The organism is Stenotrophomonas sp. STEN033 (genome assembly GCF_056856655.1).
Window position 1 is genome coordinate 1 of record NZ_JBXFWM010000037.1, and the last position, 13,482, is coordinate 13,482.

The 13,482-nt window shown below is 66.4% G+C and carries 9 protein-coding genes; all 9 read right to left on the bottom strand.

Annotation, left to right across the window (positions count from 1 at the left end; all coding sequences use genetic code 11):
- Positions 1 to 360: 360 nt before the first annotated feature.
- The gene (locus tag AC1VXC_RS13095; protein ID WP_481538318.1) at positions 361 to 2,307 is read right to left on the bottom strand and encodes an N-acetylmuramoyl-L-alanine amidase; all 1,947 of its coding nucleotides are present in this window, start codon (positions 2,305 to 2,307) and stop codon (positions 361 to 363) included.
- A gap of 160 nt (positions 2,308 to 2,467) precedes the next feature.
- A complete protein-coding gene (locus tag AC1VXC_RS13100) occupies positions 2,468 to 4,195 on the bottom strand; it encodes a carboxypeptidase regulatory-like domain-containing protein (protein ID WP_481538317.1) in 1,728 nt (575 codons plus the stop codon).
- Positions 4,192 to 6,333, bottom strand: coding sequence for a hypothetical protein (locus tag AC1VXC_RS13105; protein ID WP_481538316.1), 2,142 nt, complete (start codon positions 6,331 to 6,333; stop codon positions 4,192 to 4,194). The genes AC1VXC_RS13100 and AC1VXC_RS13105 overlap by 4 nt, the downstream gene beginning before the upstream one ends.
- The gene (locus AC1VXC_RS13110; RefSeq protein WP_481538315.1) at positions 6,330 to 7,478 is read right to left on the bottom strand and encodes a BatA domain-containing protein; all 1,149 of its coding nucleotides are present in this window, start codon (positions 7,476 to 7,478) and stop codon (positions 6,330 to 6,332) included. Before AC1VXC_RS13110 ends, AC1VXC_RS13105 begins: the two co-directional genes overlap by 4 nt.
- A complete protein-coding gene (locus AC1VXC_RS13115) occupies positions 7,475 to 8,377 on the bottom strand; it encodes a DUF58 domain-containing protein (protein WP_481538314.1) in 903 nt (300 codons plus the stop codon). The genes AC1VXC_RS13110 and AC1VXC_RS13115 overlap by 4 nt, the downstream gene beginning before the upstream one ends.
- 15 nt (positions 8,378 to 8,392) lie before the next feature.
- Positions 8,393 to 9,388: an AAA family ATPase gene (locus tag AC1VXC_RS13120; protein ID WP_481538313.1), complete on the bottom strand. Its 996-nt coding sequence runs from the start codon at positions 9,386 to 9,388 to the stop codon at positions 8,393 to 8,395.
- 24 nt (positions 9,389 to 9,412) lie between these two features.
- Entirely contained in the window at positions 9,413 to 10,129 is a 717-nt protein-coding gene (locus tag AC1VXC_RS13125; RefSeq protein ID WP_481538312.1) for a DUF4159 domain-containing protein, read from the bottom strand.
- Between the two features lie 336 nt (positions 10,130 to 10,465).
- The gene (locus tag AC1VXC_RS13130) at positions 10,466 to 11,800 is read right to left on the bottom strand and encodes a TldD/PmbA family protein (RefSeq protein ID WP_313173879.1); all 1,335 of its coding nucleotides are present in this window, start codon (positions 11,798 to 11,800) and stop codon (positions 10,466 to 10,468) included.
- A gap of 21 nt (positions 11,801 to 11,821) precedes the next feature.
- Positions 11,822 to 13,456, bottom strand: a complete 1,635-nt coding sequence (locus AC1VXC_RS13135; protein ID WP_481538311.1) for a TldD/PmbA family protein — start codon at positions 13,454 to 13,456, stop codon at positions 11,822 to 11,824.
- Between the last annotated feature and the right edge of the window lie 26 nt (positions 13,457 to 13,482).

A 13,482-nucleotide genomic window follows, 5' to 3' on the forward strand; every position in this document is an offset into this window, starting at 1 on the left:
AACAAAACCCCACCCCCACCCCACCCCACCCCCGCCCCCACACCCTCCCCCTCACCCAAAGCAACTGCAAAAGCCAAAGCCAAAGCCAAAGCCAAAGCTTTCCCCGGTCCGCCCCCGCCTTCGCGGGGAAGGCTCTTGGGCCACCTCGCCCCGCGCCCGTGCCCTGCGTAGCGCGCGAGGCGTACGAACAGTCACGAGCCGTTGGCTCGTAACCGCCTGTTCTTAACGCAAGCGAAGAAGGGAGGGCAAACAGCAGCTGCCAAAGCCCACAAACCGTAGCCCGGGTAAGCGCAGCGCACCCGGGGCTCCTCACGCGGAACCCCGGGCACACCGGATCCACACCTACCCAAATTACCCCACTCAGTTCTTTATCTGCACGTCATCGATATACACATTGACGTCATACGCGGTGTTGGCGTGGTACAGCCATATCGCATCCAGCTTCACGGTGCTGGCGGTGATCGCACCATTGCCATCCACCCAGGCATTCCACTGCGCTGCATCGCTCAACGACCACGACACATAGGTCCAGGTATTGGCCGCTATCGCCTTGCTGGTCGAACGCTCGGTGCCATCACTGTCGTCGATGCCCAAGCCGACCGACGTACCGCTGCCGCCACTCCACACCCAGAAGCCCACCACGCCATTGCTGCGCGTCAACGCGGTATTGCTGGCCGGCGTGCCGCTGCCGGACAACAGCCGCACCGCCCATGCCGCGCTGCTGGCGGTGTTGTCCTTCAACAACACCCGCAATGAACAGCTGCCGTTCTTCTGCGTGGTGCAATCGCGCGTTGCAGTGGACGCGGTGCTGATGCCGGTGGTGCTGCCCGAGTAGCTGGGACTGGTATTGAAATGGCCCACGCTGCTTTCAAAACGATCCAGATAGGTCACCGTACCGGTGCCGCCGCCACTGCCCGGGTTCAACAGCGCGTAGTACTTGGACCAGTTCCAGTTGATGCCCGGGTCGGTATGGGTTTGGCCGCTGTAGTGCTGGTGGCCCTTGATCTTGACGCTGGTGGCCAGCACGTTGATGCCGCTGCTGGACGCGCCGCTGTAGGCGCTGGCGCAGCTGATCGCGCTGTAGGTGCTGCAGAAGCTGCGGACCAGCGCCGCCGATGACTCGTACATGGCATTGGTGTACCACGAGCTGTTGTCGATGTAGCCCTCGTGCTCGATGCCCAGCGTATAGCTGTTCTGGTTGCGCACATGCCAGGCGGTATCCGCATTGCGCACCATCTGCGTCACCTGGCCATCGGAGGAACGGATCACGTAGTGCGCGCTGACCTGCGCGGAAGCGTTCTTGAACCAGGAAATGGTGCCGGCATAGCTGCCCTGGGCGGTGTGTATCGTCACCGCGCTTACCGCCGCCGAGCGTGAGGCAGTGTAGTTGGACGCCGAGGCTGCACTCCAGATTGCCGGACCATAGTCGGTGCTCTGGATGCCCGCATCCAGTGCGGGTGCCGCCAACGTCTTCGACGCACTGGTACTGCGTGCCTGCAAGGTCTCGCTGATCGGATCCACCTGGTAGGCATCGGTTTCCACGCGGTCCTTGCTGACATCCAGCCGCACCATCGGTGCGCGTAGCGTGACCAGTTGCGGTGCGTCGAAGGCCTGCTCCCACGCGATTGCGCGCTCCGGCACCACGATGCCACGGTCGTTGACACCGCGGTCCTGGGCCAGCAGAACGTCATAGGCAAAGCTGGTGCGCGCATAGTCATCGACCGCGCTGCGCGCGGTAACGCCTGCATCACGCGGCGCATAGCCGGCATAGCGCATCAGGGCCGCGCGGATGGCCTCCGGCGCTGGAGCGCCGGCGGTGGCGGCAGCGGGATGGTCCTGACGGATCTGCGCATCCAGCAAGGCGGCTGCAGCGAGGATGTTGGTCGCCGCATCGGTGCGCACAGCGGCGCTGGAAACGCCCAGCAGTTTGGCGGCTTCGCCCACCTGGTCTTCAAAGCCACCGCCGGCATACAGGCCCATCACGCCCCACGACGGTGGCATGCGCAGGTGGGCGTGGTCCTGGTCACTGATATCGGGTTGCAAGGGCGACCAGCGGCTTTGCACATAGGCCAGCGATTCCAGCGTGCCACGCGGGATGCTGGGGTAGCGGCGGTAAGCCTGCTGGAAATAGCGCACATACATCGCCCGCAAGGGCAGCAGGCGCGCCTCCTCCATCTTCAACTGCATCTCCAACACCTGTTCAGTGTCGGCGATAGGTGCCTTGATGGCGGTTTGGGCAAGTGCGGGAACAACTACGGCACTGGTGATGACGGCAGACAGCAGCACGGCGGTATGACGGTGCATCATCGGTAGGACCCCTAGCTTGGAACCCCCTGCACCCGTGTTTCTACCGCAGCGACGTTGCCGATGGGTGAAGAGCGGCATCAATCAGTGATCGCTGTCATGCCCTTGGTGGACGTGCGTCGCAACCGCGCAGCACGTTATGCGCGTGCAGTGCAGGTAGAAATCAGGCGGATGCGGATTGAACCGTGCGTCGGCGCTCAAACCACCACAACGCAGTGGCCACGATCACAAAGCCCAACAACCACGGCCAACGCGGACCGGGGATGGGCAGCGGCGCGGTACGCGTCACACCACCGCTCAACGCCAGGGTGGCTTCGCGCATCTGCTGTGCGTGCATGGCCGCAGCCTTGGCCGAGTCCAACAGCAGCAGGCTTTCCTGTTGCCCGGCCGCGTCGATGCGGTGCCAACCGGCATGCTGTGGCCAGGCGGCAACACAGCCACCGGCTGCGGGATCGGGCAGCAGCGCAGTGCGGCTTTCATCTTCGGCAATCAAGCTTACCGGGGCCTTCAATCCACACAGGCTGATGCGCTCGCCACTCCATGCCCAGGCCGGCAGCGCCGGTGGGGCTGCGTTGGTGCTTGGCCTTGCCACGGCTGACAACACTGCAATCCACAGCTCGGCATGCGCGCCTGCATGCCCGGCCAGTACCAAGGCATAGCTGTCGGTGATCGGCAGCAGACCTACGCGGCCCAGGCCGAGGGCACGCCAGCCACCGATCGCGCTGCCATCTGCCGCGACCAGCAAGGGCACGACGTCGGGGCTGCTGATGTCGATGTTGAAGCGCTCGACGCTGAGCGTGGCGGCGTCCTGTCCTTCATTGGTGGTGCCTTGCAGGGCTACCGGTCTGGTCTGATCGCCACCGCGTGCCTGCAGGCCCCACTCGCGCAGGGCGCGGCGTGCATTGCCATCCAGCGCGCCGCTGGTGCGCACCAGCAAGCCCAGGCCTGCACGGACTGCTGCGCTGATTGCGTTGCGCTGCGTGGTAGACAGCGCCGCAAGCCGACGCTCGTCGAGCACCAGCAGATCAAGGCGTGCCAGCGTGGCTGCATCCAGCGCCGCCGGTGCATCGCCCAGTTGAAGACCACCACCTACCAGCATGCTGGTTTGTACGTTGGCGCCAATATCGGTGGCCCAGCGCTGCAGGTACTTCAGTTCTGGCCCGGGTGCGCCGGCCAGCAGGCGCAGGGCGGGCGCGGTGATGGCGCGCACGCGTACCGGCACCGGCAGTTGGTCCAGCACCTGGCCGCGCTCATCGAGCACACGCAGGGCAAACAGCACGTCGCCCGCATCGCGCGCACTGGCGCCGAGCGTGACGCGGCCAGCCTTGTCCGGCGCGGCGATGGCGACGCGATGGCCAGCCGGATCCAGCAGTTCCACGCGTGCGCTGGGCAGGCCTTGCACACGGGCATGCACGTTGAAGCCGGCGCCCGGTGCCAGCAAGGGCGGCGCCTGCAGTTCCACCAGGCCATGCGGCGCGGCGTTCTGCAGGAAGCGCACCGCCGGCAAGGCCGCATCGCGATCGCGTGCGGGCAAGCCCTGGCCGACGATCACCACGTCGCGCGTGCCCGGGTGCTGGCGCAACGCGGTTGCCAGGTCCGGCACCGGCGTTGCGCCGCGCAGTGCCGGTGCTTCTGGCAGGCGTACAACGGCCTCGGCAGGCACGGACGCCAGCGCTGCGGCATCCGCGCCGGCGCTGGCCACCAGCAAGGTGCCGGCATGGCCGGGGCGCGCGGGTGGCTGCAGGGTGAAATACAGCAGCAAGGCGGCAAGCAGCTGCAGCACCAGCAGGCCGGCCAATCGGGGCGCGGACGGGCGTGGTGCCAGCGCAAAGCGCAGGCTGCCAAGCAGCACAGCAAGCACGATCAGCAGCAAGGGCAGCCAGGACATCATCGGGCGGGCTCCGTTGGCGTGCCGAGTGCTTCAAGGTAACGGCGTCCGCCCGCGTCGGCGGCGTTGCGACGTGCTGGCGGGCCTTCGGCACGCCGCAATGCCGGCCACAGCTGGTCGCGCAGCTGCTGACGGCAACGCTGGCAATCGGGCTGCTGGCGCAATGCGTCGATGGCGGCTACGACATCCAGCGGATCGGGCACGGCATCGGGATGGGCGTCCAGCCAACGCGTGAGTGCATCCAGATCGACGGCCTGGGTGGGCGCGGCCAGTGCCTGCCAGGCGCTGGCAACCACGCCGTCGGCGGCAGGCCGTGCCGGCAGCTGTACACCACGATTGCCCAGGCCATCGCGTTTGCCGGTCATGCGTCGGGCCATGTCGATGGGCGGCAGTTCGCTGCCCACGCGCGCCAGATAGATGCGTTCGGCCTGCTGCACCTGTTTGATGAAACCCAGCGCCTTGTAGGCGTAGGGCAGCGCCTGATCCGGATGGCCCTGGCGCAGATGGCCCTCGGACTGCCACATCTGGTCGAGCGCGGACTTCAGGATGGCGCGGGTCTGCGGGTCCAGCAGGGTGGCGGCTTCGGCGTGGTCGTGGGTGTGGCCGTACTCGGACAGCACGTCGGTGGCGCTGCCGAATACCGGCGTGCTGCCGTTGCTGCCGCCATGGTCGTGGCCGTCATCGTCGGCGTGATCGGCATGGCTGTCGGCGGTGGGTGCATCACCGGTGGGCAGGTCGCCGGTCGGCGGTGGCTTGGCGCCGCCTTCGGCTTCCTCGCCGAGGAACTGGCCGTAGCGCAGGCGCAGGATGCGCTGGTCCACGCCGATTGCATCGGCGCGCTTGGTGTAGGTGTCGGCGTCCAGGCTGCCGCGTTGTTGCAGCAGGGCTTCGGCGTCGATGATGATCTGCCGCTGACTGCGGAAGTAGGCCGGCATCACCTTCTTGATTGCGCCTTCCAGATCGCTGGCCTGCACCTGCTGCTCGCTGGGCAGGCGCAGGATCAGGCTGGCGCTGCGCGCCTCCTGTGGCTTCGGGCTGCGGTTGTCACGCACGGTGAGGCGTGCGACGACTTCGTCGCCCGGCTCCAGCCCAAGCGCGGCCAGATCGGCGCTATAGGCGAAGCGTCGCGCCGTGGCCGGGCCGCTGCCGCCCAGGCTGAGCTGGCGTTGCTGGAAGCTGATGTTCTCGCCCGTGCCTTTGGCGGTGGTGATATCCAGCGTTGCGGTGTTGTTGACGCCAAAGTCGTCGCTGGCCTCGAAGCGCAGCTTCCAGCTGCGTTGGCGCGGTGCGGCCTGGTTGAGTGTCTGCGCCGGCTCGATCACCTTCACCTGCGGTGGGCGGTCCACCACCACCTCCAGCCGATAGGCGCGGCCGGCCTCGGCCATGGCCGGGCTTGTATGGATGCGGTACAGGCCTGCGCGCTGCACTACGTCGCTGCCGCGCCAATCGTCACCATCGCGCTGCAGGGCAACGCGGCGGCCATCGTGGAACTGCAGCCATGCCTGTTGTGGCTGTGGCGAAAACTGCAGGCGCCATTGCAGCTGGCTGCCTTGCAGGGCACGCGCATCGAGTTTTTCGCCCGCGCTTGCGGCCTGGCCGCTATAGGCGGGCGGTGTGACCTGCAGCCAGCTGCCCCGCAGTACCGGTGCGGGGCCGCGTGCCGTGCGCTCGGTCGTTGCGGGGCCGGCATCGGTGCCGGTCATGCCCGCTGCGCGTGGCCACAGCAGCGCGGCGCTGGCCAGCAGCATGGCAAGCAACCAGCACAGCACCACCGCGCGCCACGGCCAGCGTGGGCGCAGGTCCGGTGGATCGCGCTGCAGTTGTTGCTCGACATGGCGGCGCTGGCGTTGTTGCAGCGGATTGAGCTTATCGCTGGCGGCGAACAGCAGGTCGGCGCTGTCCTCCAGGCGCGGATGCTCGTTCAGGCGTTTGATCAGCCAGCGTGTATCCAGGCGGCGGGCGCGCCACATCGCAACTGCGGCTACCAGCAGCGCTGCGCCGGTGCCGACGATGTAGGCCGCGTCCAGCCCAAGCATGCGCGCCAGCAGCGCGGCCACCGCAAGCGCCACCGGCAGGCCGGCTACCAGGGTGATCAGCAGGCGGCGTCTTCGTGCCGCCTGCAGCAGCTCGCGCGCCTTCATGGCGGACCCCGGCGGCGCGGTGCGCTGGCGAGCCAACGCTCAAGCAGGAACAGCAGGGCGATGGCCAGCAGCAGCCAGTGGCTCAGTTCGGTTGCCGCCTGCGGGTAGGCGGCAGCGCCGGCCTGCGGCTGCATGCCCGCCGCCAGCGCACGTCGCGGGATGCTTGGTGGCTGCACGATGGCGCGCAGCTGTGCGGGAAAGTCGGCCTCCAGCAGCACCGGCAGGGTGGAGGCCTGCAGCGGTGCGGCCCAGCGCAGCCACTGTCCCTGCGCGCTGCTGATCTGTTCCAGTACCAGCGTGCCTGCAGCATCGCGCCACAGTGGCGTGCGTTGTGCATCTGCAGGCACCGGCGTGCGTGCGTCCACCAGCAGCGGACTGCCGGCCTGCAGCTCGGCGAGCACGCTCGCCGGCAATGGCTTGGCCGATAGCCAGAGGTGCAGTGCCTGTGTGTCGGTGAACGCGGTATCGTCGCCCGCCGTATCGGGCTTGGCGGTGTTCCAGGCACTGGCCAGCGCGTTGAGGTAGCGCAGCCCTTGCGTGCCGATCGCGTCATGGCGGATCTGCAAGCGCGGTGCTGGCGGTACGGTCGCCGCGTTCGTTGCCGGGGCCTGTTCGATTACCTGCCAGTGCACCGCACGTGAGAGCTGCACGCGTTGTGCATCCAGCCCATCCAGCACCGTCGGCACCACCACGGTAAGCGTGGCGTCGGCTGGCAGGCTGGCATCCAGCTCACGCAACAGGCTGGCGATAGGCTGCTTCGGCGTTGGTGCGTTGTTCTGATCGATGCGTGGGAAGCCCGGCGCCAACCACAGCCACTGCGCATCGGTTGCAGCCACGGCCGCTTGCGCGGTGGCGACGTCCAGGCCGGGCAGCACCGCGACGCGGGCCTGCGTGTCGGCCACGCCGGTCAGTGCCGGCCGTGCCAGCAGCACGGCGAGCAGGGCCAGCAACAGCAGGCGCAGGAGCAGCAGCGGCCATTCGTCAAAGCGGATGCGGCGGCGCGGCCGTGGTTTGGCCGACAACCAGCGCAGTGCAGCGAAATCGATGATGCGCTGTTCGCTGCGCCGGGCAAGATGGATCAGCAATGGCAGCAGCAAGGCGGCCAAGGCGATGAAGCCTGCCGGGAACAGCCACAGCAGGCTCATGCGCCGTTCCCTGCGCGGCGGCCAAACAGGCGCTGCAGGGGCGCGTCGATGGCCTCATCCAGATAGCCGGTGTCATGGCGGATACCGGCCGCCTGCAGGCGCGCATCCAGTACGCGCTGTGCTTCCTTGAAGCGGGCAAGGTAGTCGGTGCGCACAGCGGCGCCATCGCTGAGCAGCTCATCGCCGGTTTCCGGATCGCGGAAACGGTGACCATCGCGGAACGGGAAATCCCGTTCCTCCACGGTCAGCAACTGCAGGTGCACCACATCGCGACCGGCCTTGGCCAGGCGCTCGGCCAGTTCGACCTCCGCCGCATCGAAGCCATCGCCGATCATCACCACCAGATCATTGCTGGCGATGCGTTCCCACAAGGGCGACAGCTTCTGCTGTGGCGGCCATTGCCCTGCAGCACGCAGTGCATGCAACTGCAGATGCAGGCGGTCGCGCTGGCGCAGGCCGTCGCCGGCCGGCAGCAACTGCACACTGTCACCGCCCAGGGCGATCAGGCCGAAGGCATCGCCTTGCTGCAGGGCCAGCTCGGCCACGCAGGCCAGCACTGCCTTGGCCGCATCCAGCCGCTGCCATTCCGGCCGTGTGCGGTCGGCCTGGCCCATCGAGGCGCTGCAGTCGAGCAGCAGCCAGACGGTGACCGGGCTTTCGCGCTCGGATTCGCGCACGAAGAAACGGTCCGAGCGCGCATAGAGTTTCCAGTCGATCTGGCGCAGTTCGTCGCCGGGCTCGTAGGCGCGGTACTGCGCGAACTCCAGCCCGGCACCGCGGCTGCGGCTGGCATGCGCACCGATGCCGCGGTTGCCACTGGCCCGCTGCGGCCACAGCCGCAGGCTGCGCAGGCGACTGCGCACATCGGCGGGGATCAGCGGTGGCGTGGCGGCAGCCATGCGTCAGCGTTCGTATCAGGCGGGGAACGGCACCGCACGCAGCAGCGCGGCAATCACGTCATCGGCGCTCTTGTGCTCGGCCTCGGCGGCGAAGGACAGCAGCAGGCGATGGCGCATCACCGGTGCAGCCAAGGCCTGCACATCTTCGCGGGTGGCGGCAAAGCGGCCCTGCAGCAGGGCGCGCGCCTTGGCGGCCAGCACCAGCGATTGGCCGGCGCGCGGGCCGGCGCCCCATTTGATCCAGTTGTTCACTTCGGCCGGTGCGCCATCGCCGGGGCGGCTGGCGCGCACCAGACGGGTGATCCAGCTGAGCAGGTCGGGGCTGATGTGCACATCGCGCACGGCGGTCTGCAAGGCCTTCACCGCCTCGGCGTCCATCACCTTGGGTACGGCGCCGCTGTGGCTGCCGGTGGTCTGGGCGAGGATGTCGCGTTCTTCTGCTTCCGTCGGGTAGTCGACGCGGACGTGCAGCAGGAAGCGATCGAGCTGGGCTTCGGGCAGCGGATAGGTGCCGGCCTGTTCGATCGGGTTCTGCGTGGCCAGCACGAAGAACGGCGAGGGCAGGGCGTAGGTGGTGCCGGCGTAGCTGACGGTGCGCTCCTGCATCGCCTCCAGCAGCGCGGCCTGGGTCTTGGGCGGGGTGCGGTTGAGTTCGTCGGCCAGCAGCAGGTTGGTGAAGATCGGGCCCTGCTGGAATCGGAACGCGCGCTTGCCGGTGCCATGGTCTTCTTCCAGCAGTTCGGTACCGAGGATGTCGCTGGGCATCAGGTCGGGGGTGAACTGCACGCGCCGGAACTGCAGTTCCAAGGCCTGCCCGAGCGAGCGCACCAGCAGGGTCTTGCCCAGCCCGGGTGCGCCTTCCAGCAGGCAGTGGCCGCCGGCTAGCAGGCCGATCAGCAGTTGTTCTACAACGTCGTGCTGGCCAACCACGGCCTGTGCGAGCGCGCTGCGCAGCTCTTTCAGGCGCGGCAGCAGGGAATCGACATCGTGGCTGGGATCGGGGGCGGTCATGCGGTCACCTGTGGGGTCAGTGCGTCAGTGCGTCAGTGCGTACATCACGATGTTCACGCCGAACTTGGTGTTGTCTTCGGCCAGGAAGCGTTTGTTGCGCCAGTCGTAGTCCCATTCGCAACCGTAATCCTTGTTGCTGTAGAGCACGCCCAGCCGGCCATCGATCTCGATGCCCTTGAGGTAGTCGTGGACCAGGTCATCACCCCAGCCATTGAGTTCGAAACCGGTGGCCGGTGGGCCCTCGGGGAACTTGAAGAAGCTGTTGTAGATGGCGTGGGTGTTGGGCAGCTTCTTCATTGCGTTGGCGCCGAAGATGCTGCGCATCTGTGCTTCGAAGGAGGTGGCGAACAGGCCGTCGATGTCGTGGTTGCAGTCATCGACGAAGACGAAGCCGCCGTTGCGCACATAGCGCTCGAAGTTGCGCCGCTCTTCCGGGTTGAACTCGACCAGCTTGTGGCCGGCCAGGTAGCAGAACGGCGCGGCCAGCATCTTCGGGTCGGACAAGGCGACGACGTGTTCCTTGGGGTCCACGCGCAGGGTGGTGTAATCGACCAGCGAGGTGATCAGGTTGGACGGCATGCGCGCGTCCACGTCCCAGTCACCGGAGTCGTAGCGCAGGCGGGTAAACCAGAAGTCGTAGCGGCTGGCCTGCGCCCGCGCGATGCCCGGCAACGCAGCGCTCACCGCGCCGCCCAGCAGCAGGTGAAGGAATTGCGCTCGCGTCAGACGGGGTGGGGACAAGGGCCACAATCTCAAAGTGCTGAAAGCCCCTCTCCCGCTTGCGGGAGAGGGGTTGGGGTGAGGGCGCTTTTGAAGCCCTTGAAGCAAGAGCTTTAAAAGCTTCCCCTCATCCGCCCCTTCGGGGCACCTTCTCCCGCAGGCGGGAGAAGGGATGAAGCAACTGCAACTGCAACTTCAAATGCAAAAGGCAAAAGCCGAAGCTAGAAGCCAAAGCTAGAAGCCAAAGCTAAAAGCCAAAGCTAAAAGCCGAAGTTAAAAGCCGAAGTTAAAAGCCGAAGTTAAAAGCCAAGGCCAAAGCGAAAACCAAAGCGAAAACCAAAGCCAAGAGCAGAGCCCTTACACCGCATCCGACAACGACGTGAAGGTAAAGTCACGCAGCTTCATCGGCGGGATCATCATCACGAAGCTGGACTCATCACCGGCCACACGCACCGGCTTGCCCAGTTCATCGATGTTGTTGAGCATGATCACCGGCGATTCGTTGAAGCGGAAATTCTTCACCGGGTGCTTGATCTGGCCGTTCTCGATGTAGAACGTGCCGTCGCGGGTCAGGCCGGTCAGCAGCACGGTCTGCGGGTCGACCATGCGGATGTACCAGGTGCGGGTGACCAGGATGCCCTTCTCGGTGCCACGCACCAGCTCGGCAATCGACTTGGTGCCGCCGCTCATCAGCAGGTTGCCGGCATTGGCGCTGGCGGTCTTGCCCTGCTTCTGAGCCCAGTAGCGGGAGTAGTCCAGGTTGGCGACCTTGCCGTTCTCGATGATGGCCATGCGCTCGCGTGCCATGCCCTCGCCATCCCACGGCAGTACCGGGGCTTCCGGGTGCCACGGGTCGGCGTACAGGTTCACCTTGGGGTCGTAGACCTGTTCGCCCAGCTTGTTGCCACCGCCCTTCTTGGACAGGAAGCTGCGGCCTTCATCGGCCGAGCGGGCGTCGAAGAAATTCATCATGAAGCTGATCAGGCCTGCAGCAGCAGCCGGCTCCAGGATCACCGTGTACTTGCCCGGCTCCAGGGCCTTGGCTTCGGCCGATTCGGTGGCCTTGCGCTTGGCGATCTCGATGTCCTGGTCGGCCTTGAAGTCGGACGCGTCCTTCAGGTTGCGACCCACCCAGCCCGAACCACGGCCGTCTTCGGTGCGCACCGTGCAGGTGTAATCGAAGCTGGTCGACTTCTGGTAGCCGAAGTTGCCGTTGCTGTTGGCGATGGCGACAAAGCCATTGCCGTCTTCCAGGAAGCCGGCGGCGATCAGGCCGTGTCCGCGGCAGGGGGCGATCGAATCGGCCGCGACCTTGGCGCGGAAATCCGGGTCGATCGCGGCGGTGGAGGCGCTGAAGGTGGGGCTGGGCTTATAGTCCTGCTTGCCGATGGCCGGCATGAACTCCGGGTTCTCCGGTGCCAGCTTGGCCAGGTCCTCGGCGCGCCGGACCACGCGCTCCAGTGAGGCGTCGTCGAACTCGTTGATCGAGGCCGTGCCCACGCGCTTGCCAAAGGCCACCTGCACGGCCAGTTCGGCGTTGCTGACGATGCCGCTGGTGGAGACGTTGTTCAGCGCGAAACGGATGTTGCCGCTGACCGAGCCGGCCAGCGTGGCGGTGCATTCATCGGCCTTGGACAGCGCGATGACCTTGTCCAGGATGGCCTTGGCTTCCTGTTCGGTGAAGATGCTCATGGTTCAGAAGCTCCTTGACGATCAGCCGAGGCTGCGCGCGGTATTGATGACGTTGATGCCGTCGAAACGGGCGGTGGACGAGCCGTGCGACACGGCCGAGACCTGGCCAGGCTGGCCCTTGCCGTCGAAGAACGAGCCGCCCAGGCGGTAGTCGCGTTCGTCGGCCACGGCACTGCAGGCGTTCCAGAACTCCGGGGTGCGGATCTGGTAGGCCACGTCTTCCAGCATGCGGGTGATCTGGCCGTTCTTGATCTCGTAGAACAGCTGGCCACCGAACTGCGCGTTGTAGCGCTGCTGGTCGATGGAGAACGAACCGTCACCGATGATGTAGATGCCGTTCTCGACGTTCTTGATCATGTCGGCCACCGACAACGGGGTCTTGCCCGGCGCCAGCGACACATTGGCCATGCGCTGGAACTGCACGCTGGACCAGGAGTCGGCATAGCAGCAGCCGTCCGACTCGGTCTTGCCCAGGATATGTGCCTGGTCACGGATGGTCTGGTAGTCGACCAGCTTGCCGTCGGTGATCAGCGGCCAGCGCTTGGTCTTGACGCCTTCGTCGTCGTAGGCCACCGCGCCCAGCGAGCCGGGCTGGGTCTTGTCGGCGAAGATGTTGACCTTGTCGCTGCCGTACTGGAAGTGCTGCTCGCGCTTGTCCAGGGTGGCGAAGCTGGTACCGGCGTAGTTGGCTTCGTAGCCGAGCACGCGGTCCAGTTCCAGCGGATGGCCAACAGCCTCGTGGATGGTCAGCCAGGTGTGCGAGGGGTCCAGCACCAGGTCGTACTTGCCCGGCTTGACCGACGGCGCCTTGAGCTTTTCCTGCGCCTGCTTGGCGGCGGCAATGGCGTCTTCGCGCATGTCGTAGGACTGGCCGTAGACGATGACGCCGTTCGGCAGCACGGTCTTGCCCGAGGCCTCGCCATCCAGGTATTCGAAGCCCAGGCCCATCGGCGAGGACAGGCCGTCGCGGGTGCGGAACTTGCCGCTGGCCTTGTCGATGGCGGTGACCGTCATCGGCGCCCAGATGCGGTGCACGTCCTGGTCGATGTAGGAACCATCGGTGGAGGCGAAGTACTTCTGCTCGTTGACCAGGAACAGCATGGAGTTGACGAAGCTGGCGCCGGCGCCGATGGCTGCGGCGTTCACGCCCAGCAGCAGGTCGGCCTTGTCCTTGATCGGCACTTCCATCGCGTTCTTCCTGATCGGCGTGCGCCAGCTGACCTCACCGTAGCCGGGCGCCTTGGCGAACTGCACCGGCGCGGTCTGCACCTTGGCATTGGCCTTGGCGATGGCAGCCGCCTGCTGCGCGGCCTTGACCACGCCGGCCGGGCTCAGGTCGTTGGTGGCGGCAAAGCCCCAGGCGCCGTTGACGATGACGCGGATGCCGGTGCCGGTGGACTCGGTGTTCACCACGTTCTGGACCTTGTCCTCGCGGGTGATCACGAACTGACGCAGGTAGCGGCCGATGCGCACGTCGCAATAGGTGGCGCCGGCGGCCTTGGCCGCATTCAGCGCGTCGTCGGCCAGGCGCTTCTTCAGGGCCGGGTCTAGCGCGGTCAGCAGTTGTTCGGCGGCGATGGCCTTGCCGAAGAAGGACGGCACCATCAGGCCGCCAGCGGTAAGCCCGGTCAGGGCAAGGAAGTCACGTCTCTGCAAGGCTGCTCTCCACGGGGCAAGGCCCG